This window comes from Streptomyces albidus (ex Kaewkla and Franco 2022) (assembly GCF_013870515.1).
GTDB classification, from domain to species: Bacteria; Actinomycetota; Actinomycetes; order Streptomycetales; family Streptomycetaceae; genus Streptomyces; species Streptomyces albidus.
The window spans coordinates 1-20,938 of record NZ_JACBXA010000028.1; the positions used below are offsets into that span (position 1 = coordinate 1).

The 20,938-nt window shown below is 69.7% G+C and carries 21 protein-coding genes; 9 read left to right on the forward strand and 12 right to left on the reverse strand.

Translation table 11 applies throughout. The features are described 5' to 3' along the window. The 5 genes from nuoE to H5J26_RS07515 form a co-directional block, all read right to left on the reverse strand. Positions 1-592 (reverse strand): NADH-quinone oxidoreductase subunit NuoE (gene nuoE, locus H5J26_RS07495; RefSeq protein ID WP_419183766.1); only part of this gene is annotated, 592 nt, incomplete at its 3' end. 50 nt (positions 593-642) lie between these two features. After that, positions 643-1,977 carry an NADH-quinone oxidoreductase subunit D gene (locus H5J26_RS07500; RefSeq protein ID WP_181764934.1) on the reverse strand — a complete coding sequence of 445 codons (1,335 nt, stop codon included), beginning with the start codon at positions 1,975-1,977 and terminating at the stop codon, positions 643-645. Beyond that, positions 1,977-2,693, reverse strand: a complete 717-nt coding sequence (locus H5J26_RS07505; protein WP_181764935.1) for an NADH-quinone oxidoreductase subunit C — start codon at positions 2,691-2,693, stop codon at positions 1,977-1,979. Before H5J26_RS07505 ends, H5J26_RS07500 begins: the two co-directional genes overlap by 1 nt. Further along, entirely contained in the window at positions 2,690-3,244 is a 555-nt protein-coding gene (locus H5J26_RS07510) for a NuoB/complex I 20 kDa subunit family protein (RefSeq protein ID WP_181764936.1), read from the reverse strand. Before H5J26_RS07510 ends, H5J26_RS07505 begins: the two co-directional genes overlap by 4 nt. A 13-nt stretch (positions 3,245-3,257) precedes the next feature. Beyond that, complete coding sequence (locus H5J26_RS07515; protein WP_181764937.1) at positions 3,258-3,617, reverse strand: NADH-quinone oxidoreductase subunit A; 360 nt, start codon at positions 3,615-3,617, stop codon at positions 3,258-3,260. A gap of 959 nt (positions 3,618-4,576) precedes the next feature. On the opposite strand from H5J26_RS07515, the gene H5J26_RS07520 reads away from it, so the two are divergent. Next, on the forward strand, positions 4,577-5,278 hold the full coding sequence (locus H5J26_RS07520; protein ID WP_309237819.1) for a C40 family peptidase: 702 nt from the start codon (positions 4,577-4,579) through the stop codon (positions 5,276-5,278). Positions 5,279-5,424: 146 nt separating this feature from the next. On the opposite strand, the gene H5J26_RS07525 is transcribed toward H5J26_RS07520, so the two are convergent. From H5J26_RS07525 to H5J26_RS07545, 5 genes are all read right to left on the reverse strand, one after another. Then, positions 5,425-6,708 (reverse strand): geranylgeranyl reductase family protein, encoded by a 1,284-nt coding sequence (locus H5J26_RS07525; protein ID WP_181764939.1) that lies wholly within the window; start codon positions 6,706-6,708, stop codon positions 5,425-5,427. Positions 6,709-7,071: 363 nt separating this feature from the next. Next, complete coding sequence (locus tag H5J26_RS07530; RefSeq protein WP_181764940.1) at positions 7,072-7,764, reverse strand: demethylmenaquinone methyltransferase; 693 nt, start codon at positions 7,762-7,764, stop codon at positions 7,072-7,074. A gap of 194 nt (positions 7,765-7,958) precedes the next feature. Next, positions 7,959-9,155 carry a cyclic dehypoxanthinyl futalosine synthase gene (mqnC, locus tag H5J26_RS07535; protein ID WP_181764941.1) on the reverse strand — a complete coding sequence of 399 codons (1,197 nt, stop codon included), beginning with the start codon at positions 9,153-9,155 and terminating at the stop codon, positions 7,959-7,961. A 63-nt stretch (positions 9,156-9,218) separates the two neighbouring features. Further along, positions 9,219-11,006: a serine/threonine-protein kinase gene (locus H5J26_RS07540; RefSeq protein ID WP_181764942.1), complete on the reverse strand. Its 1,788-nt coding sequence runs from the start codon at positions 11,004-11,006 to the stop codon at positions 9,219-9,221. Between the two features lie 79 nt (positions 11,007-11,085). Continuing rightward, positions 11,086-11,952, reverse strand: coding sequence for a menaquinone biosynthetic enzyme MqnA/MqnD family protein (locus H5J26_RS07545; RefSeq protein ID WP_181764943.1), 867 nt, complete (start codon positions 11,950-11,952; stop codon positions 11,086-11,088). Between the two features lie 266 nt (positions 11,953-12,218). Between H5J26_RS07545 and H5J26_RS07550 the strand changes: the two genes are divergently transcribed. Beyond that, a complete protein-coding gene (locus H5J26_RS07550; RefSeq protein ID WP_028432886.1) occupies positions 12,219-12,422 on the forward strand; it encodes a cold-shock protein in 204 nt (67 codons plus the stop codon). A 283-nt stretch (positions 12,423-12,705) separates the two neighbouring features. Next, positions 12,706-13,638, forward strand: a complete 933-nt coding sequence (locus H5J26_RS07555; RefSeq protein ID WP_181764944.1) for a hypothetical protein — start codon at positions 12,706-12,708, stop codon at positions 13,636-13,638. A 37-nt stretch (positions 13,639-13,675) separates the two neighbouring features. Here H5J26_RS07555 and H5J26_RS07560 read toward each other — a convergent pair whose 3' ends face one another. Then, positions 13,676-14,149, reverse strand: coding sequence for a spore-associated protein A (locus H5J26_RS07560; protein ID WP_419183763.1), 474 nt, complete (start codon positions 14,147-14,149; stop codon positions 13,676-13,678). A gap of 251 nt (positions 14,150-14,400) precedes the next feature. Between H5J26_RS07560 and H5J26_RS07565 the strand changes: the two genes are divergently transcribed. From H5J26_RS07565 to H5J26_RS07590, 6 genes are all read left to right on the forward strand, one after another. Then, on the forward strand, positions 14,401-15,336 hold the full coding sequence (locus tag H5J26_RS07565) for a TetR/AcrR family transcriptional regulator (RefSeq protein ID WP_181764945.1): 936 nt from the start codon (positions 14,401-14,403) through the stop codon (positions 15,334-15,336). Positions 15,337-15,398: 62 nt separating this feature from the next. Then, positions 15,399-16,292 carry a 3-keto-5-aminohexanoate cleavage protein gene (locus tag H5J26_RS07570; protein WP_181764946.1) on the forward strand — a complete coding sequence of 298 codons (894 nt, stop codon included), beginning with the start codon at positions 15,399-15,401 and terminating at the stop codon, positions 16,290-16,292. 86 nt (positions 16,293-16,378) lie between these two features. Further along, positions 16,379-17,401 carry a 3-hydroxyacyl-CoA dehydrogenase NAD-binding domain-containing protein gene (locus tag H5J26_RS07575; protein WP_181764947.1) on the forward strand — a complete coding sequence of 341 codons (1,023 nt, stop codon included), beginning with the start codon at positions 16,379-16,381 and terminating at the stop codon, positions 17,399-17,401. Then, positions 17,398-17,862 (forward strand): thioesterase family protein, encoded by a 465-nt coding sequence (locus tag H5J26_RS07580; RefSeq protein ID WP_309237820.1) that lies wholly within the window; start codon positions 17,398-17,400, stop codon positions 17,860-17,862. The genes H5J26_RS07575 and H5J26_RS07580 overlap by 4 nt, the downstream gene beginning before the upstream one ends. Before the next feature lie 222 nt (positions 17,863-18,084). Then, positions 18,085-19,020, forward strand: coding sequence for a TauD/TfdA dioxygenase family protein (locus H5J26_RS07585; protein WP_181764948.1), 936 nt, complete (start codon positions 18,085-18,087; stop codon positions 19,018-19,020). Positions 19,021-19,112: 92 nt separating this feature from the next. After that, positions 19,113-20,384: a lipase family protein gene (locus H5J26_RS07590; protein WP_181764949.1), complete on the forward strand. Its 1,272-nt coding sequence runs from the start codon at positions 19,113-19,115 to the stop codon at positions 20,382-20,384. A gap of 48 nt (positions 20,385-20,432) precedes the next feature. Here H5J26_RS07590 and H5J26_RS07595 read toward each other — a convergent pair whose 3' ends face one another. Beyond that, positions 20,433-20,885 (reverse strand): ASCH domain-containing protein, encoded by a 453-nt coding sequence (locus H5J26_RS07595; RefSeq protein WP_181764950.1) that lies wholly within the window; start codon positions 20,883-20,885, stop codon positions 20,433-20,435. Positions 20,886-20,938: the final 53 nt, after the last annotated feature.

The window sequence follows — 20,938 nt, forward strand, 5'->3', positions numbered from 1 at the left end:
GCTCGTCGGGGAAGCCCGCGAGGATGCGCGCCGTCTCCTTGAACGTGCACAGGGGTGCGCCCCTCGTCGGGGCGACCTCGCGGCCGGCGATCAGGTCGTCGACGAGCTGACGGGCCGACTCGGGCGTCTGGTTGTCGAAGAACTCCCAGTTGACCATCACGACGGGCGCGTAGTCGCAGGCCGCGTTGCACTCGATGTGCTCGAGGGTGACCTTGCCGTCCCCGGTGGTCTCGTTGTTGCCCACGCCGAGGTGCTGCTTGAGGTCGTCGAAGATGGCGTCGCCGCCCATCACCGCGCACAGCGTGTTGGTGCAGACCCCGACCTGGTAGTCGCCGGAGGGCTTGCGCCGGTACATGGAGTAGAAGGTCGCCACGGCGTTGACCTCGGCCGTGGTCAAGTCCAGCATCTCCGCGCAGAAGCGCTGTCCGGTGCGGGTGACGTGCCCCTCCTCGGACTGCATGAGGTGCAGCAGCGGCAGGAGCGCGGACCGGCTGTCGGGGTAGCGCGCGATGATCTGCCGCGCGTCGGCCTCCAGCCGCTGACGTACCTCGGCCGGAAAGTCCGGCGCGGGCATCGCGGGGATGCCGAGCATCGGGGCCTGGGGAGCGGCGCCTTGTTCCTGGGCGCTGCCGGGCGCGGTGGTCATCGGTCGACGCCTCCCATCACGGGGTCGATGGAGGCCACGGCGACGATCACGTCGGCGACCTGGCCGCCTTCGCACATCGCCGCCATGGCTTCGAGATTGGTGAAGGAGGGGTCGCGGAAGTGCACGCGGTACGGGCGGGTGCCGCCGTCGCTCACGGCGTGCACGCCGAGCTCGCCCTTCGGGGACTCCACCGCCGCGTAGGTCTGCCCCGGCGGGACCCGGAAGCCCTCGGTGACCAGCTTGAAGTGGTGGATCAGGGCCTCCATGGAGGTGCCCATGATGTTCTTGATGTGGTCCAGCGAGTTGCCGAGACCGTCAGGGCCGAGCGCGAGCTGCGCGGGCCAGGCGATCTTCTTGTCGCCGACCATGACCGGACCCGGCTCCAGGCGGTCGATGCACTGCTCGATGATGCGCAGCGACTGCCGCATCTCCTCGAGCCGGAGCAGGAAGCGCCCGTAGGAGTCGCAGGTGTCGACGGTCGGGACCTCGAAGTCGTAGTTCTCGTAGCCGCAGTACGGGTCCGACTTGCGCAGGTCGTGCGGGAGCCCGGCCGAGCGCAGGATGGGGCCGGTGGCGCCCAGGGCCATGCAGCCGGCCAGGTCGAGGTGGCCGATGTCCTTCAGGCGGGCCTTGAAGACGGGGTTGCCGGTGCACAGCGCGTCGTACTCCGGCAGGTTCTTCTTCATCTTCTTCAGGAACTCGCGCAGCGCGTCGACCGTGCCGGGCGGGAGGTCCTGCGAGAGGCCGCCGGGACGGATGTAGGCGTGGTTCATCCGCAGGCCGGTGATCAACTCGTAGAGGTCCAGAACGAGTTCACGGTCGCGGAAGCCGAAGATCATCACGGTGGTGGCGCCGAGCTCCATGCCGCCCGTGGCGATGGCCACGAGGTGGGAGGAGATCCGGTTCAGCTCCATCAGCAGCACGCGGATGACGTTGGCCCGGTCCGGGATGTCGCCCTCGATGCCGAGGAGCTTCTCGACCGCCATGCAGTACGCCGTCTCGTTGAAGAACGGCGTGAGGTAGTCCATGCGCGTCACGAACGTCGTGCCCTGCGTCCACGTCCGGTACTCGAGGTTCTTCTCGATGCCGGTGTGCAGGTAGCCGATGCCGCAGCGGGCCTCCGTGACCGTCTCCCCGTCGATCTCCAGGATGAGCCGGAGCACGCCGTGCGTCGACGGGTGCTGCGGGCCCATGTTGACGATGATCCGCTCGTCGTCGCTCCTGGCCGCCGCCGCGGCGATCTCGTCCCAGTCGCCGCCGGTGACGTCGTAGACGGTGCCCTCGGTGGTCTCGCGGATTCCCGCGGTCGCGTGGGTGGTGGGTGTGCTCATCAGCTGTACGACCTCCGCTGATCGGGAGCCGGAATCTGGGCGCCCTTGTACTCGACGGGGATGCCGCCGAGGGGGTAGTCCTTGCGCTGCGGGAAGCCCTGCCAGTCGTCGGGCATCATGATCCGCGTCAGCGCGGGGTGCCCGTCGAAGATCAGACCGAAGAAGTCGTAGGTCTCGCGCTCGTGCCAGTCGTTCGTCGGGTAGACCTCGACGACCGAGGGGACGTGCGGATCGCTGTCCGGGGCGCTGACCTCCAGCCGGATCACCCGGTTGTGGGTGATCGAGCGCAGGTGGTAGACGGCGTGCAGCTCACGGCCCTTGTCACCGGGGAAGTGCACGCCGCTCACGCCGGTGCACAACTCGAAGCGCAGCGCGGGGTCGTCCCGCAGGGTCCGGGTCACCTGGAGCAGATGCTCGCGGGCGACGTGGAAGGTCACCTCGTTCCGGTCGACGACCGTCTTCTCGATGACCTCGCCCGGGACCAGGCCCTGCTCCTCGAGCGCACCCTCCAACTCGTCGGCGACCTCGTCGAAGTAGCCGCCGTAGGGACGCCTGCTGGCGCCGGGCAGCCTGACCGTACGGACGAGACCGCCGTAACCCGAGGTGTCGCCGCCCTTGTCGGCGCCGAACATGCCACGGCGTACGCCGATGACCTCGCCCGGGTCCTGACGGGGTGCGGGTACGGCGCCGTTGCCGTTGCCGTTTCCTTCAGTCACCGGAGGAGCCCCTTCATCTCGATCGTCGGGAGCGCCTTGCGCGCCGCTTCCTCCGCCTCGCGGGCCGCCTTCTCGCGGTTCACGCCGATCTTCTCGCCCTGCACGTGCTGGTGGAGCTTGAGGATCGCGTCGAGAAGCATCTCGGGACGCGGCGGGCAGCCGGGCAGGTAGATGTCGACCGGCACGATGTGGTCGACGCCCTGCACGATCGCGTAGTTGTTGAACATCCCGCCGGACGAGGCGCAGACGCCCATGGAGATGACCCACTTGGGGTTGGGCATCTGGTCGTAGACCTGCCGCAGCACCGGGGCCATCTTCTGGCTGACGCGCCCGGCCACGATCATGAGGTCCGCCTGCCGCGGGGACCCGCGGAAGACCTCCATGCCGAAGCGGGCGAGGTCGTAGCGTCCGGCGCCGGTCGTCATCATCTCGATGGCGCAGCAGGCGAGTCCGAAGGTCGCCGGGAACATGGACGACTTGCGCACCCACCCCGCGGCCTGCTCGACGGTGGTCAGCAGGAAGCCGCTCGGCAGCTTCTCTTCGATTCCCATTGAGTACCTGCCCCTAATCCCATTCCAGGCCGCCGCGCCGCCAGTCATAGGCGTAGGCGACTCCGATGAGGGCGACGAAGACCAGCATTTCGGCGAGGCCGAAGATTCCGAGGGAGTCGAAGTGGACCGCCCACGGGTACAGAAAGACGATTTCGATGTCGAAGACGATGAACAGCATCGCCGTCAGGTAGTACTTGACCGGGAAACGCCCGCCACCCGCCGGCTGCGGAGTGGGCTCGATGCCGCACTCGTAGGCCTCCAACTTGGCCCGGTTGTAGCGCTTGGGGCCGATCACCGATGCCATGACGACTGAGAACACCGCGAATCCTGCCGCGATTGCTCCCAGTACAAGGATTGGCGTGTAGGCGTTCACCGCTCCCCGCTCCTTCCAGTCGACCGTGGGGACCTCCCGGGCCGGTGGGCCCAGGGGGGACTGTCGACGCTGACTGCCGGCTGTCCGCCGGGCACATGTTCCGCCTCCACGAAGATCACTTCTATGTGAGGCAGTTCACAAGCCCTTGCGGAAGGCATCTTATGCCCGGGCCCTGTGATCTGTGACACGGGGTCCCCCAAGGAGTTTGTGATCTCCACCACCTGGCAGTGAAACAGCACGTCAGAGGCATGCTGATCTTCAATTGCGAGACACCGGAAAGGCCTTGAGGAGAGGTGCCGGGAAGCGGTCTCACAGAGCTTCGGACCAGGCCTTCGCCGGACCCCGGAGCGCACCGGCGAAATCACCCTTCACGGGGCCGACTTCACCCTCGACGGACGACCGATATCCGACCGAGACCCTTATGCATCTGGAACGAGACCTCGCAGGCGGGTGACCGTGAAGGCCCCCGCGAGGCGATCGGGAGCCCCGAAGCGGGACTTCTCCCTCCCGCAGTTCGTGAAGAACCGCACAAACCTCCGCCCCTCCATCACTTCTTTTACGCTTCACACATCCATCCCCGGCGCCACAAAAGGGATGACAAGGCTTCAACTGCCCATTCATGAACAGAGTTGACACGCAGAGTGTGACCTGCGTCACCATGGGTCGTGGCAGCCCCTGCCAACTTTGCGCGGCTTTCAGCGGCGTGATATGCGCCGAGCAATACACGCAATGCGGACAACTGCGTGGTCACAGGGGTGTACTTGGGCAGCGCCCGTGATCGAACCGAGACATTGGAAGATCAACAAGGCCCCAACTGGGGGCTGACCCGGTACTTGTGGCGGATCGCACGAATTTTGAACGGATCATCGCAGGGCTGCTATCCATGCCCCATGTCCCGGAACACTCACGTACCCAGACACCGGAAGCCTCGCGAGAGCAGCGTGAACAGGACGCTGCGAGTGAGCGCGACCGGCGGCGTCCTCGGCGCCATCGCCTTCACCACGGCGATGTCCCCGCCCTCGTCCCTGGCCGACCAGGCCTCGGCGAAGTCGGAAGCCGCAGCCGAGACGGGCTCGGTCTCCAAGGTCGGTCACTCGGTGGCGGGTTCCTCCGCCAGGGCGGCCGACTCCCTCAAGACCACTGCACTGCAGTACGAGGTGCGCCAGGCAGAGGCCAAGGCCACCGACAAGGCTCAGGACGCGGCACAGAAGAAGGCTGACGCCGCGGCCAAGCGCAAGGCCGAGGCGCGCGAGAAGGCGAGCCGGGCCTCCCGCACCACGGCCCGCACCGAACTCTCGACGGGCAGCGGCAACGTCTCTTCCGTCATCAGCTTCCTCAGGGCGCAGTTGGGCAAGTCCTACGTCCTGGGCGCCAGCGGACCCTCGGCCTTCGACTGCTCCGGTCTGACCCAGACCGCCTTCAAGCAGGCCGGCGTGAATCTTCCGCGCACCTCCCAGACCCAGTCCCTCGAGGGCACTCCCGTCTCCATGGACGCGCTGCAGGAAGGCGACCTCCTCTACTGGGGCGGCCGCGGCAGCGCCTACCACATCGGCGTCTACGTCGGAGGCGGCAAGTTCATCGGCGCGCAGAACTCCTCGACGGGCGTCGTCGAGAAGCCTCTGGACTACGACCCGCCGTCGGGCGCGGTGCGCGTCCTGTAGGACGCCCGCACGACCCGCCCCGCTCCAGCAACGCCCGTACAGCGAACGAAGGCCCCACCGGCATCCGGTGGGGCCTTCGTCGTGTCCTGTACCGCCGTGCACGGCCGCGCCGCGTCCTCCAGCCGGCGCGGCCCGCGGGCAAGCCGCTACGCGCGCGGGGCGACCTTGCTGAGCCCGTTGATGACGCGGTCCATCGCGTCGCCGCCCGAGGGGTCCGTGAGGTTCGCCAGCATCTTCAGCGCGAAGCGCATCAGGAGCGGGTGGGACAGGCCGCGCTCGGTCGCCACCTTCATCACCTTGGGGTTGCCGATCAGCTTCACGAAGGCACGGCCCAGGGTGTAGTACCCGCCGTAGGTCTCCTTGAGGACCTTCGGATAGCGGCGCAGGGCGAGTTCGCGCTGCGCCGGGGTGGCGCGTGCGGTGGCCTGCACGATGGTCTCGGCGGCGATCACGCCCGACTCCATGGCGTACGCGATGCCCTCGCCGTTGAACGGATTGACCAGACCGCCCGCGTCGCCCACGAGAAGCAGCCCGCGGGTGTAGTGCGGCTGCCGGTTGAAGGCCATGGGGAGGGCGGCGCCGCGGATGGGGCCGGTCATGTTCTCCGGGGTGAAGCCCCACTCCTCGGGCATGGACGCCGTCCAGGCCTTGAGGACCTCGCGCCAGTCCAACTCCTTGAAGTCGTCGGAGGTGTTGAGGACGCCGAGGCCGATGTTGCTGGTGCCGTCGCCCATTCCGAAGACCCAGCCGTAGCCCGGCAGCAGCCGGTCCTGCGAGCCGCGGCGGTCCCACAGCTCCAGCCAGGACTCGAGGTAGTCGTCGTCGTGGCGCGGCGAGGTGAAGTACGTGCGCACCGCGACGCCCATCGGACGGTCCTCACGCCGGTGCAGGCCCATCTTCAGCGACAGCCGTGTGGAGTTGCCGTCGGCGGCGACGACGATCGGGGCGTGGAAGGTGACGGGCGTCTTCTCCTCGCCCAGCTTCGCGTGCACACCGGTGATGTTGCCCGCGGTGTCCAGGATCGGCTCGCCGACGTTGCAGCGCTCGTACATCCGGGCGCCGGCCTTCTCGGCCTGACGCGCCAGCTGCTCGTCGAAGTCGTCACGCCTGCGGACGAGTCCGTAGTCGGGGTAGGTGGCCAGCTCCGGCCAGTCGAGCTGGAGGCGCCGGCCTCCGCCGATGATGCGCAGGCCCCTGTTGCGCAGCCAGCCCGCCTCCTCGGAGATGTCGATGCCCATCGCCACAAGCTGCTTCGTGGCGCGCGGGGTGAGGCCGTCGCCGCACACCTTTTCGCGCGGGAAGGCGGTCTTCTCGAGCAGCAGCACGTCGAGGCCGCTTCGGGCGAGGTGGTAGGCGGTGGTGGCCCCTGCGGGGCCGGCACCGACAACGATCACGTCGGCGGTCCGCTCGGAGGTGACGGTCTCGGTCACAAGGACTCCCGCAAAGACTGGGTAGTGGGCAATGGCAGTCTAAAAGGCTCGTACTGAGCGTCCGGTCGTGCCCCCTGGCTGCGCCCGGCGTCCACCCGGATCCGAAGGCGGCCGGAGTGCGGCGCCGTGCTGGGCCCCGCGCCCCAGGCGGGACTTCGCCGACGCGCCGTAGGGCCTGTCTGACAAATGGCGCCGTCCGCCGCAGGCGCTGCTCGCGGCGGATGGTGCGTGCAGCCGCAAGGCGGAGGATCGCCCTCGTAGTGGGCTACTCGGTCGATTCGACAACTGGGGGCACCTCCCGCGAAGCGGGGGACGATGTGCGTGCCAGTCGTCGCGAGCAAGGCGAGATTTGCCAGACAGGGCCTAGGCCCGTACGCCGCGGTGCAGGGCGACCACGCCGCCCGTCAGGTTCCGCCAGGCCACCTTCGACCAGCCGGCCTTCTGAAGACGGCGGGCCAGGGCGGGCTGGTCGGGCCATTCGCGGATGGACTCGGCGAGATAGACGTACGCGTCGGGGCTGGAGGAGACGGCCCTGGCGACCGGCGGCAGCGCGCGCATCAGGTACTCGCTGTAGACGGTGCGGAACGGCGCCCAGGTGGGGTGGCTGAACTCGCAGATGAGGACCCGCCCGCCCGGCGCGGTGACGCGGTGCAGCTCGCGGAGGGCCGCGTCGGTGTCCTGGACGTTGCGCAGTCCGAAGGAGATGGTCACGGCGTCGAACGCCCCGTCGCGGAACGGCAGTCGGGTCGCGTCGCCGGCGGTGAAGGGCATCCAGGGATGCCGCTGCTTGCCCTCCGAGAGCATGCCGAGGCTGAAGTCGCAGGGCACCGTGTAGGCGCCGTCCGTGACGAACGGCAGCGACGAGGTGCCCGTACCTGCGGCCAGGTCCAGCACACGCTCACCGGGGCGCGCGTCGACGGCATCGGCGACGGCACGCCGCCACTGCCGCGCCTGCCCGAGGGAGAGCACGTCGTTGGTGATGTCGTAGCGCGCGGCGACGTCGTCGAACATCGCGGCTACTTCGTGCGGCTGCTTGTCGAGGGATGCGCGGGTCACGGACCCATTGTGGCGGGTCGCTCACCGGGACGCCGCGTCGGGGCTCGCAACTCGCCCCACGAGCCGTGCCGCCGTCAGGTCCGGGGGGCTCCGGACACCCGCGGCATGCCCCGTGCACGCGGAACACCCCGGCAGGGCCGGGGTGTTCCGGACGTACGGATCCGTGCGTCAGAGCGGGCGGGTGCCCGCCAGGGCTACTTCGCCTCGATCAGGTTGAGTTCGGGGTGCGCGCTGCCGCCCTCGATGGCCGTGGAGGAGAAGTGCGAGACCACACGGTCGTCGGCGGGGTCGTCGGCCGGGTCGTCGTGCACGACCAGGTGCTCGTACGTCGTGGCCCGCTGAGCCGGTACGCGGCCGGCAGCGCGGATGAGTTCGAGCAGTTCCAGCCGGTTGGAGCGGTGCTTCGCGCCCGCCGAGGAGACGACGTTCTCCTCCAGCATCACCGAGCCGAGGTCGTCGGCGCCGTAGTGCAGGGAGAGCTGGCCGACCTCCTTGCCGGTCGTCAGCCAGGAGCCCTGGATGTGGGCGACGTTGTCGAGGAAGAGCCGCGCGATGGCGATCATGCGCAGGTACTCGAATAGGGTCGCCTGCGTCTGGCCCTTCAGATGGTTGTTCTCGGGCTGGTAGGTGTACGGGATGAAGGCGCGGAAGCCGCCCGTACGGTCCTGCACGTCCCGGATCATCCGGATGTGCTCGATGCGCTCGGCGTTGGTCTCGCCCGTGCCCATCAGCATCGTGGACGTCGACTCGACGCCGAGGCCGTGCGCCGTCTCCATGATTTCCAGCCAGCGCTCGCCGGATTCCTTCAGCGGGGCGATGGCTTTGCGCGCACGCGCCGGGAGCAGCTCCGCTCCCGCACCCGCGAAGGAGTCCAGGCCCGCCGCGTGGATGCGGCGGATCGCCTCCTCGGGGGTCACGCCGGAGATCCGCGCCATGTGCTCCACCTCGGAGGCGCCGAGCGAGTGGATCACCAGTTGCGGGAACTGCTTCTTGATCGCCGCGAAGTGTTCCTCGTAGTACTCCACGCCGTAGTCCGGGTGGTGGCCGCCCTGGAACATGATCTGGGTGCCGCCGAGCTCCACCGTCTCCGCGCAGCGCCGCAGGATGTCGTCCAGGTCCCGCGTCCAGACGTCCTCGCTCTTGGGCGAGGCGTAGAAGGCGCAGAACTTGCAGGCGGTGACACAGGAGTTGGTGTAGTTGATGTTCCGCTCGATGATGTACGTCGCGATGTGCTCCGTACCCTCGTAGCGCTTGCGCCGTGCCGCGTCGGCGGCCGCGCCGAGGGCGTGCAGCGGGGCCGAGCGGTACAGGTCGAGCGCTTCCTCGGGGGTGATGCGGGCGCCCTGGGCTGCACGGTCGAGTACGGACTGACGGTCGGCGGTCTCGGGCACCGGGGCGTCCCTCCGAAGATGGCTGGTGGGTGTTTCCTGACCACGCCAGCGTACGCCAGCGCCCTATTTCACCTTGCGGAGCGTGGCCTTGGTCTCGCCGGAGCCCGCACCGCGCGAGGAGTACGAGAGCGTTCCGTCGCCGCGGAGCGTGAACTGCACGCGCTCGCCGTCCGCGCACGCGGGCGAGCCCTCGGGCGCGATCGACGTCATCTTCAGCGTGCTGCGGGCGGCGGAGTCGAGCGTGTAGTCCCCCTCGCAGGAGACGCCGAGCAGCCGGGCGCCCCCGTAGCCGACGTCCTCCCCCACCTCGCCCTGCTCGAAGGTGATGCGCATCGTGCCCGCGGGCGTACCGCCGTCGAGGGCCAACTCGCCCTTCCAGGTGCCGAGGAAGCCGTCCGGCACGTCGCTCTTCTCCTTGCCGCCGCCGTCCTTGCCTCCGTTCTTGCCGCCGCCGCCTGGCTGATCGCCGGGCGGGGACGAACCGGCGCTCGCCGAGGCGCCCGGCGGCTGCGCCGCGTCGTTTCCCGCGTCGCCGCCGGAGCCGGGGAGGATGTCGAAGAAGAACGAGCTGAACAGCCCGACGGCGAGCACGCAGGCGGCGGTCAGGACGAGCGTGCAGCTGATCTGGCGCTTGCTGCGCTCGGCGCGGGCCGTCACCGCCAGGCCGGGCCTGCCGCCTGTGCCGGCGTGGCCGTCCGGTGTGACCTGGCCGCCCGGCACGATCTGACCGCTCTTCGCGTCGAGTCCGCCTTGGCCGGCGAATCCGCTCCGGTCGGGCGTGCCCGGCCAGTCGGACGCTGCGGACCCGTTCCCGTTGAACGGCGCGTCCGGCGGCCCGAAGACGCCGAGCGGTCCGTGCACCTCCCGGGGCCCGTGGGAGGAGGTCGTGAACGGCACCGGCCCCGACTCCGGCCCGCCGGGGCCGCTCGGGCCCTCATCCGGTTCCAGGTCGAGCAGCTCCACGGCCCGTCTTCCGGCCTGCTCCACGATCGGGCCGGGCAGCCAGCTCCCCTGCACCGCGCCCGCCGCCTTCAACTGCTCGGCGAGCTGGGCGGGATCGGGCCTCCGTTCGGCGTCCTTGGCGAGGCATGCCGCGACCAGCTCCCTCAACCCGCCCTCGATGCCCTCCAGTTCGGGCTCCTCGTGCACGACCTTGTAGAGCAGCGCCGCCGAACTGTCCCCGGGGAAGGGGGCTTCGCCCCTCGCCGCGAACGCCAGCACCGCGCCGAGCGAGAAGACGTCGGAGGGGTGGCTCACGCCCTTGCCCAGCACCTGCTCCGGCGACATGTAGCCGGGCGACCCGATCGAGACGCCGGTGGAGGTGAGCGAGGCGGTCCCGTCGGTGGCCCGCGCGATGCCGAAGTCGATCAGCCTGGGCCCGTCCGGGGTGAGCATCACGTTGGACGGCTTGACGTCCCGGTGCACCAGCCCCAGCCCGTGCACACGGCCCAGGGCCGCCGCGAGGCCGGCGCCCAGCACCCGTACGGAATTCTCCGGCAGCGGCCCGTGCTCGGTGACCGCCTGCTGGAGTGACGGACCGGCGACGTAGCCGGTCGCCACCCAGGGCGTACGGGCGTCGGGGTCGGCGTCGAGCACGGGCGCCGTCCATCCACTCGCGCCGGGCGGCCCCTCCGGCGCCGTCCCCACGCGTCGCGCCGAGGCCACCTCGCGGCGGAAGCGCTCACGGAACTGCTCGTCGGTGCAGAAGTGCGGGTGCACGACCTTGACCGCGACCGTGCGGCCGCTCGCCGAACGGGCCAGGTAGACCCGGCCCATGCCGCCCACGCCTATGCGGCGCAGGAGCCTGTAGGGCCCGATCGTGCGCGGATCGTCGGGTTCGAGCGGCTGCATCCCCATGTCCCCCCACGTGTGGACTGCCGTGCCCAGCTTAGGCGTTGCGCCCGAGCGGACACCCCACGCGGACAGGGAGTCAGGCGGGTTCGTGCAGCAACTCCACGCGCACGTCTGCGGGGTAGTCGCCCGTACCGGCGGTGCGGCGTACGAACTCGGCCACGCCCTTGAGCTGCTGGCGGCCGAGCCGGAAGTCCAGGGTGGTGAAGTAGCGCTCCAGCACCGGGGGTTCGAAGACCTCCCAGTGCGAGGCGTGCTCGGCGACCTTGGCGACCTCCTCCAGCGCGAGGTCGCGCGAGGCGAGGAAGGCCCGGTGGACGTCCGCGACGGTCTCGGGGTGGCGCTCCAGATAGTCCCGGCGTACCGCCCAGACCGCCATGACGAACGGCAGCCCCGTCCACTCCTTCCACAGCTGGCCCAGGTCGTGCACCTCCAGCGCGGGGTCGGGCAGGTTGCGCAGATAGGCCCGCAGCCCGACGTCGCCGATCACCACCGCGGCGTCGGCCTCGCGCATCATCTGCTCCAGGTCGGGCTCGCACGTGAAGTACTCGGGCTGCACTCCGAAGCGCTCCGACAGCAGCAGCCGGGCCAGCCGCACCGACGTACGGGACGTGGAGCCCAGGGCGACCTTGGCGCCGTCCAGCTGATCAAGGGGTACGCGCGAGACGATCTCGCACGACATGACCGGGCCGTCGCAGCCGACCGCGATATCCGGCAGCGCCACGAGCTCGTCGGCATTCCTGAGGAATTCGACGAGGGTGATGGGGCCGATATCGAGGTCCCCCTTCACCAGCTGATCGCTCAGCTTTTCGGGGGTGTCCCGCGTCAGCTCCAGATCGAGCAGGGAGCCGGTGTGAACAAGGCCCCAGTAGAGCGGCAGACAGTTGAGGAACTGGATGTGCCCGACACGAGGGCGGGATCTCGGAGGCCTCGGAAACGCAGTCACACCCCGGAGCGTACGCCGCGCGTCCGGCGGCCCGGCCGCCGCCCGGCCGTGAGAGGCCGGGGAGAGGAAACGGGGCAGCGCACAAGCGAGATCGTCTGCCCTTCCCCGGTACCTGGACACCGTGCTACGCTCGCCGCAAGTTGCAGTTTGGTTTCCCTTGCAGTACAGAGCCTGCGGAGCATGTGACCGCGGGCTCTCGTCGTTTTCAGAGACTTCTTAGCGGGGTTCTGGGAGCAGGGCGACCCTTATAGGCCCAAGGAGGGCTTATGGCTACCGGAACCGTGAAGTGGTTCAACGCTGAAAAGGGCTTTGGCTTCATCGCCCAGGACGGCGGCGGTCCCGATGTCTTCGTCCACTACTCCGCGATCAACGCGACTGGCTTCCGCTCCCTGGAGGAGAACCAGCTCGTGAGCTTCGACGTGACGCAGGGTCCGAAGGGCCCGCAGGCGGAGAACGTCACGCCTCAGTGACCTGAGTTGCACCACCCAAGGAGCCCTCGCCGGGAGACCGGCGGGGGCTCCTGCCTTTGCCCGTGAGGCCCGCCCGCGCGAGCTCCGACGCCATCAGCGCCGACGTCGACGATTCGCCGAGATTCGCTGGGTATATACGAAAGTTGACGCTTCACAGTTTGTCGAGAAGTGCTAAGTCACGCCTCCCGAGGGGTCGTTTCGGGCCCCTCAGCAGTAGTGTCGGTGGGTCCAAGAGTTGAAAGCGGATCGTGGGGACCGCCCAATACACTGCAGGAGCCTGCGCATGCCGACCACATGCCCGCACTGTGGCATCACAACGCCCGCGAAGTCAGACGCGTGTTCGGGCTGTGGCCGCGACCTCTACCGCCTCTCCGATCCGTCGAAGCTTCCCTCGCTGTGGCTGAGCTTCCGGCCCGCACACATGTGGTCCAACCGCATGTGGATGTGGATCGGGACGGGCGCCGCGATCGTGCTCGTCGCCGCGGGCGCCTCCACCGGCCTGATCTTCGACGGCGGCGACCAGAACGACCGCGCCGGTGAGGAGCGGCTCTCGGAGGACAAGGGCCCGGGCCCCGTCATATCCCTGGACCCGACGCCGTCGGACTCCCCCTCGAAGAAGGCGTCCAAGAAGAAGCTGCTCTCCGAGCCCTCCCCGTCCGAGTCGAAGAAGCCCAGCGACTCCCCGCCGAAGTCCACGCCTCCCAAGAATCCGACGCCCGGAGCGCCGGCCGGATTCCGCACGGTGTCGGACGAAATGGGCTTCAGCGTCGCCGTGACCAAGGGGTGGATGCGCAGGCCGCTCGGTTCGACCCACGTCGACTACGTCCCGCCGACGGGCCAGGAGTTCCTGCGCATCGGCGCCGTCTCCGGCACGGGGAACTCCTCCGTCGCCAACTTCCAGCAGACGGAACAGCAGTTGAGCGCCAACGACCCGACCTACCAGCGGGTCCGCCTCGTGAGCAACACCTTCCAGGGACAGCCGGGCGCCCTCTGGGAGTTCACGTGGACCAACTCCGAGACCGGAGAGGTGATGCGTGCCAAGGACCAGGCGTACATGGCCCCCAACGGCATGGAGTACACCATCTACTTCGAGTCGCGCGACCGGGTCTGGGACGAGCAGGTCTTCACCACGGCGCTGAACACCTGGCAGGCGAAGGGCACCGTGGAGGCGAAGAGCTCCCCGCCGGCGGCTACGCCGAGGGCGACCGACCGCTAGCCGGTCAGTCGCCCCCTGACGGCCGGGCTGCGGCGACCTACTTACGGACGCCGCAGTTCGAGCCGCTGTTGTAGTACTCCTCCTCGCCGATGGATCCGCTCCACTCGATGCAGAAGCCCCTGCCCTTCACGTACACCGGTCCCGCGTAGGACTTGTACTCGCCCTCGTCGACCTCGGGGGGCGTCTCCGCGGTGTCGAGCGGCCGTACGGACGCCGACATGTGGATGGGGTCCCCCGTCTTGTTGCGGACGGTCACGACGCAGTTCTTGCCGGTCGTGGAGTTGTAGGTGAGGAAGACGGTGCCGAGGTCGGCGATCCCCGCCGAGTTCACGACGCTGTACCCGGCACCGCAGGCGCCGTTGTAGGCGGCCTTGGGCGACGCGGCACTCTCGGCGGTGGGCGTGGCCGCCGAGGCGGTCCCCGCGGTCGCGATCAGGGCCGTCCCCGCGACGGCTGCTACGGCGGTGGCCAGAGCGGCACTCTTCGAACGCATCACTGTTCCCCCAGTCATGGTCGTTGTCCTGCTTCGGTCGTCGGTCGGTCCGACCGGATCCGCAACGGGCTGCGGACCCGATAGAGGAGACGGGCGAGGCCCGGCGGGGGTTGTAACCGAATGAGCACTGAAAGTGCCGATCCATCGACCCGACCCCCGTGATGTGGTGCTGACTGATGCGCCAGTCAGCACCACACCAAGCAGTAAGGAGAGCATTCGTGTGCGCATCGTGTTGCTCTTTTCTCAACACATCCGTACGGTGACTCCCCATGGAGCAGGAGCCCGCGAACCGTGTCGCCGATTCGGCCGGTGACGTCGCCGTGCGCGTACGGCAGGTGATCGGCCAAGCCGGTTGCAGCCAGCGGGAGTTCGCGCGGCGGATCGTCATGGACCCCTCGAAGCTGTCCCGTTCGCTCGGCGGCAGCCGCCGTTTCACCGTCGCCGAGCTGGCCCGCATCGCGGACGCGGGCGAGGTCGACGCCGGATGGCTGCTGGGCGCGGGGGCCGCCGGGGAGCCTCCCGCCGCGTCGTCGGCAGCGACCGCCCTTACCGGCGCCGCCCGCGGTGCCACCGCCCGCCCGGCTCAGGCGCCCGAAGGCGGCCGGCCCCTCCAGATCGTCCGGGAGACGGTCCGCCTCGTCGCCGAGCACGGCTTCCACGCCGTCCGCGTCTCGGACATCGCCGAGGCCTGCAACACGAGCACCGCGGCCATCCACTACCACTTCCCCGGCCGCGCCGAGCTCCTGGAAGCTGCCGTGCGCTGGTGCATGGACGAGGACACCGCACACCGGGCCGCCCGTACAGCCGAGGCGGGCGACGCCGCGGACGAGCTGCGCCAGTTGATCGAGCTCCAGACGCCGCGCAACGCGCAACAGCGCCGGCAGTGGCTCGTCTGGCTCGATCTGTGGGCGGAGGCGGCCCGCTCGACGGCCGTGGGAGGCCTCCACGTCGACTACTACCGGCAGTGGCGCACGACCGTCGCCGACGTGATCCGGCGCGGCGTCGCCCAAGGCGTGTTCCGGGACGTCGACCCGGAGTTCGCCGCCCTGCACCTGACCGCCCTCATCGACGGCCTGGCCGCGCAGGTGCTCGCCACCGCACCCCGCGGTGACGGCTCCGCCGGCCCCGCCGGAATGGACGCCGAGGACATGCGCACCGCGCTCCTCGCCCACGTCGAGTCCCAACTCGCCGCACACGTTGAGTAGAAGGCACCCGCCCACCCGACCCGCAGGACCCGATCCGAACCCCGTACGAGCGGAGGAACCCCATGCCCGTCAACGACTCCGTCATCATCACCTGCGCCCTCACCGGCGCCGGCGACACCGTCGGCCGCAGCCCGCACGTCCCCGTCACCCCGGAACAGATCGCTCGCAACGCCGTCGAGGCCGCCGGAGCGGGTGCCGCCGTCGTGCACATCCACGTCCGCGACCCCGAGTCCGGCGCTCCCTCCCGCGACCCCCGCCTCTACCGGGAGGTCGTCGAACGGATCAAGGAGACCGGCACCGACGTCGTCATCAACCTCACCGCCGGCATGGGCGGCGACCTGGTCATCGACCCGGACGAGCCGCTCACGCACCTGCCGGGGACCGACCTCGTGGGCGGTGTCGAACGGCTCCCGCACGTCGAGGACCTGCTGCCGGACATCTGCACGCTGGACTGCGGCTCGCTCAACTTCGGCGAGGGAAGCAACCTCTACATCTCCACCCCGGACATGCTCCGCGCCGGTGCGAAGCGCATCCAGGAGCTGGGCGTACGGCCCGAGTTGGAGATCTTCGACACGGGACAGCTGTGGTTCGCCAAGCAGCTCCTGGAGGAGGGCCTGCTCGACGAGCCGAGCGTCTTCCAGCTGTGCATGGGCATCCCGTGGGGCGCACCGGCAGAGCCCGGAGTCCTGAAGTCGATGGTGGACTTCCTGCCCGCCGGCGCCCAGTGGGCCAGCTTCGCGCTCGGGCGGATGCAGATGCCCTGGGTCGCCCAGTCGATCCTGCTCGGCGGCAACGTGCGGGTCGGCCTGGAGGACAACCTCTATCTGAGCAAGGGCGTCAAGGCGACCAACGCCAAACTCGTCGAGCGGGCCGTGCAGATCACCGAGCTGCTGGGCGCCTCTGTCGCGACCCCCGACCAGGCGCGTGAGCGGCTCGGCCTGAAGCCGCGCGGCTGACCGGTCCGGCCGCGCACGCGGGACAGCGGGCAGCCGGCAGCACAGACACCCAGCACGCAGCAGCAACCGTGAGGACGACCATCAGCATGACCGACGACCTGTACCCCGGCGCCCCCTGCCCGCCCGAGTCCGTACGCCGCGTCACCTGCGTCGGCGCCGGAGTCATCGGCGGCGGGTGGGTGGCGCACTTCCTCGCCCGCGGATACGACGTCACCGCCTGGGACCCGGCACCCGACGCCGAGGAGAAGCTGCGCCGCCTCGTGGATGCGGCCTGGCCCGCACTCGAACAGCTCGGTCTCGCAGAATCGGCCTCGCCGGACCGTCTGACCGTGCTGCCCACGCTCGAAGAGGCCGTGGCCGACGCCCAGTTCGTGCAGGAGAGCGCGCCGGAAAAGCTGGAGCTCAAGCGCGAACTGCTCGCCCGGCTCGATGCGGCCACCCCTGCGGGGACCGTCATCGCCTCCTCCACCTCGGGCTACCCGATGACCGACATGCAGCCCGCACGGGACGGAACGGCCGACCCCGGCCGCCTGCTCGTCGGTCACCCCTTCAACCCGCCGTACCTCATTCCGCTGGTGGAGGTCGTGGGCGGAGAGCTCACGGATCCGGGCGCCGTCGCCTGGGCGTCCCGCTTCTACGAGGTGGCGGGCAAGTCCGTCATCACCATGGAGCGCGAGCTGCCCGGCTTCATCGCGAACCGCCTCCAGGAGGCCCTGTGGCGCGAAGCCCTCCACATGGTCGCCAACGGCGAGGCGACCGTGCGGGAGATCGACGACTCGATCACCGAAGGCCCGGGCCTGCGCTGGGCGTTCATGGGCCCGTGCCTCACCTTCGCCCTCGCCGGCGGAGAGGGCGGCATGGCCCACATGCTGGACCACTTCGGCCCCTCCCTGAAGTCCCCCTGGACGCGCCTGGAGGCACCCGAACTGGACCCATCGCTCCGCGACGCGATGGTCGAGGGGTGCGACGAGGCGGCCGGGGGCCGCTCCATCGCGCAGCTCGTGGCCGAGCGGGATCAGGGCGTCATCGACGTGCTGCGCGCGACGGGACGCCTGCCCGGCCGGGCACGCGAGGACGCGAACACGAACTCCGAGGGAGAGAAGGCGTGAGCATCGAACGGATCCCGGACCACGAGGCGACGGTGCGCCCGGAGTGGATCGACTACAACGGCCACATGAACGAGGCGTTCTACGTCCTCGTCTTCGGGCAGGCCACCGACGAGTTGATGATCCTCACCGGCCTGGACGAGCCGTACCGGGAGCGGAGCGGCTGCTCCCTCTACACGGCGGAGGCCCACGTGCGTTACCTCCGCGAGGTCTCCGAGGGCACCGGACTGACCGTGCGCACGCGGGTGCTGGGCGTCGACGCGAAGAAGGTCCGCCTCGTGCTGGAGATGTTCGCGAGCGGTACGGACCCGGTCGCCACCACCGAACTCCTCATGATCCACGTCGATCAGGGAGCCGGTCGCGCCGCCCCGTTCCCCGATTCCGTGCGTGAGTGCTTCGCCTCCCTGACCGCCGAGGCGCCCGAGTGGGCCGGGCGCTCCATCGGCCCCGTGCCCAGGCCGTGAGGTCCGGCTCGCGCTCGCCCGCTCACATGGCAGTCACGCGTTGACGCCGGTCCGTCTCCGGCACACAATGCAGTCATGATCCAGCACACCTCCCCAGCCTGCGGCCGCCTCGGCGTCCCGTGGCGGCGCGGGTGTGAGCGGTCCGGTCTCTAGCGCCGTCAGGCAGCGGTCACCCCGCGCGCCCGAACGTCCGACACCGGCCGACCACTTGAAGGATCACCCATGACCGCAACGACCCCTCTCACCCCTGCCCTCCGCGACGCCCGCGTCCCCGAGGACGGGATGTACGAGGGCCGCCGCACCCTGCGCCGCCTGCCCGAGGGTGCCGTGGACCGCCCGTACGAGCACATCGAGATCGCCCCCCAGGGCCGCGTCATCGGCGCCGAGATCCGCGGCGTCGACCTCTCGGAGCCCCTCCGGCCCGCTCTCCGCGAGGAGTTGAACAGGGCGCTGCTGGAGTGGAAGGTGCTCTTCTTCCGCGGCCAGTCCCTGACCTCGCAGCAGCAGCGCGACTTCGCCTCCCACTGGGGTGAGCTGGAGACCAACCCGCTGCTCGCACGCGGTTCTTCCGACGAGGTCGTCCGTTTCGACAAGGGCGGCAGCGGCACACCGACGTTCGAGAACGTCTGGCACACGGACGTCACCTTCCGCGAACGCCCCGCGCTGGGCGCCGTGCTGCAGCTCCACGAGGTGCCCCCCTTCGGCGGCGACACCATGTGGGCGGACATGGCCGCCGCGTACGACAACCTGCCGGACATGGTGAAGGCCCGTATCGACGGCGCACGCGCCGTCCACGACTTCATCCCCGGCTTCGCGCGCTTCTACGGACCGGAGAAACTCCTCCCCCTCCAGGACGAGTTCCCGCCCGTCGAGCACCCCGTGGTGCGCACGCATCCGGAGACCGGCCGCAAGATGCTCTTCGTCAACACCTCCTTCACCACGCACATCGTCGGCATGGAGCGCGAGGAGAGCGACCGGCTGCTGAGCTTCCTGGTCAGGCAGGCGCACGTGCCGGAATACCAGGTGCGCTTCCGCTGGCAGGCAGGCGACATCGCCTTCTGGGACAACCGCGCAACGCAGCACTACGCGGTCGACGACTACGCCCCGCACCGCAGGGTCGCGGAACGCGTCGCGATCGCTGGGGACCAGCCGTTCTGAGACCGGCTTTGCGCAGCCTCTGGCGGAGGTACTGACGGGTCAGTACTTTCCTCTCGACGAGCCCAGCATTTCTGATCGTTGGGAGACCCCCCATGCAGTTGCCCATCCGCAGAAGAGGCACCGGCACGACCGGTGCGCGCAGCAGAAAACGCATTCCCGGAAAAGCGGTCACCGCCGCAGCGGCGGTGGCCGCTTTGTGTGTATCGGCCGGTGTCGCGACACCGGCGGCGGCCACAGGCGCGGAGCCCGCCGCCGCCTCGAAGCACAGCGCGAGCGCGGACGGCGCGGCGGCCCAGCCGGGTGACGTCGTCAGTGCCGAGCCCTCCACCTTCCAGATCCTCCCGGGCGTGCCCACCCCCACGCACGCCTGGAAGATCCAGTACGCCTCGACCGACGCGTCCGGAAAGCCCAACACCGTCTCCGGCACCGTCCTGGTCCCCATGGACGGTCGCGAAGGTCCCCGCCCGCTGGTCACCTACGCGGTGGGCACCGTCGGCATCGGCGACCACTGCGCCCCCTCCGCGGGCTTCCCCACGGGCAAGACCAAGGAAGCCCCGCTGATCGAGGGAGCGTTGCTGCGCGGCTGGGCGGTCGCCGTCACCGACTACGAGGGTCTTGGCACGCCGGGCACCCACACCTACACCGTCGGCCGGGCCGCGGGCACCGCCGTGCTGGACGCCGCCCGCGCCGCCCAACGTCTGCCCGAGGCACATGAGAAGGGCGTCACGCAGGAGTCGCCCGTCGGCATCATGGGCTACTCGCAGGGCGGCCAGGCCAGCGGCTGGGCAGCCGAGCTGGCGAGCTCGTACGCACCCGAGCTGAAGGTCAAGGGCACCGCGAGCGGCGGCGTGCCGGCCGATCTGCCCAAGGTCTCGGACTACAACGAGGGCGACGCTGAGGCGGGTCTGGTGCTGATGTCGGCCATCGGGCACGACGCGGCGTTCCCCGAACTCGGCCTGGACGGCTACTTGAACGACGAGGGCAAGCGCATCGTCGGGATCATGAAGGACGGATGTCTCGCCGAGGCCTCCGAGGCCGGCGCCGGAAAGGCCATCGAGGACGTCGCCACGAGCGACCCGCTCGAGCAGCCCGACTGGCAACAGCGCATCAACGCCGACAAGTTGGGCACCAAGGCGCCCGGCCACCCCGTGTACGTCTACCACGGTGAGGGCGACGAGATCATCCCGCACGACGTCGGCAAGCAGCTGCGCGCCGACTGGTGCGCACAGGGCAACGTCGTCGAGTGGAAGAGCTATCCGCTCGCCCCGCACGCCGGCACGGCCATCCTCGGGTCGATCCCGGCGATGAACTGGCTCTCGGACCGCTTCAAGGACGAGCCCACCCAGGGCGACTGCGGCAGCTGAGCCCTCCGGGCGGACTCCCGCTGATCGCCGTCGCCCGTGCGGTGGCGGTCAGCGGGGCCGCAGGTCCTCGACGAGCCGGAAGCGCTCCAGCACCACCCTCGTCGCGTCGTCCACGGTGAATCCGGGATCGCCCAGCGCGATACGCATCTCCTCGCTGTGCCAGAACTCCTCGTGGTCGGCCCGCCATCCGGCGACCGTCTCGTGGCCTTCGCCCTCGTCGCGCGCGTGCGCCAGATCCACCTCGGCCAGCGGCACGACGCGCACCTCTGTCGTCTCGATGACCGCGACGGGGACCGCCGCCGAATCGATCACCGCCGATCTGGCGCCTGCCGTCGGCAGCGGGTCGCCGTCGTGCTCGTACTCACGCAGCAGGCCCGTCGTCGCGACCTTCCTGCCCTCCAGGATCGCCGCGACGAGCTCCTCCCTCAGCGGCCCGGGAAAGGCGAACTCGACGCGGGGCAGGGACTCGGGGCCGTCGTCGTCTGCGGATGAGGAAGTCATCCGCAAACCCTAGGGCGTGTCCGCAAAAGCAGCGTCGTCCGCATGCAGAGCGG

Excerpts from the sequence above, each read along its gene's own strand:
- H5J26_RS07595 (WP_181764950.1), bottom strand. The coding sequence starts at position 20,885 with ATGACTTCCTCATCCGCAGACGACGACGGCCCCGAGTCCCTGCCCCGC.
- H5J26_RS07500 (WP_181764934.1), bottom strand. The coding sequence starts at position 1,977 with ATGAGCACACCCACCACCCACGCGACCGCGGGAATCCGCGAGACCACC.
- H5J26_RS07550 (WP_028432886.1), top strand. The coding sequence starts at position 12,219 with ATGGCTACCGGAACCGTGAAGTGGTTCAACGCTGAAAAGGGCTTTGGC.
- H5J26_RS07565 (WP_181764945.1), top strand. The coding sequence starts at position 14,401 with ATGGAGCAGGAGCCCGCGAACCGTGTCGCCGATTCGGCCGGTGACGTC.
- H5J26_RS07585 (WP_181764948.1), top strand. The coding sequence starts at position 18,085 with ATGACCGCAACGACCCCTCTCACCCCTGCCCTCCGCGACGCCCGCGTC.
- H5J26_RS07560 (WP_419183763.1), bottom strand. The coding sequence starts at position 14,149 with ATGACTGGGGGAACAGTGATGCGTTCGAAGAGTGCCGCTCTGGCCACC.
- H5J26_RS07555 (WP_181764944.1), top strand. The coding sequence starts at position 12,706 with ATGCCGACCACATGCCCGCACTGTGGCATCACAACGCCCGCGAAGTCA.
- H5J26_RS07570 (WP_181764946.1), top strand. The coding sequence starts at position 15,399 with ATGCCCGTCAACGACTCCGTCATCATCACCTGCGCCCTCACCGGCGCC.
- H5J26_RS07540 (WP_181764942.1), bottom strand. The coding sequence starts at position 11,006 with ATGCAGCCGCTCGAACCCGACGATCCGCGCACGATCGGGCCCTACAGG.
- H5J26_RS07510 (WP_181764936.1), bottom strand. The coding sequence starts at position 3,244 with ATGGGAATCGAAGAGAAGCTGCCGAGCGGCTTCCTGCTGACCACCGTC.
- H5J26_RS07575 (WP_181764947.1), top strand. The coding sequence starts at position 16,379 with ATGACCGACGACCTGTACCCCGGCGCCCCCTGCCCGCCCGAGTCCGTA.
- H5J26_RS07590 (WP_181764949.1), top strand. The coding sequence starts at position 19,113 with ATGCAGTTGCCCATCCGCAGAAGAGGCACCGGCACGACCGGTGCGCGC.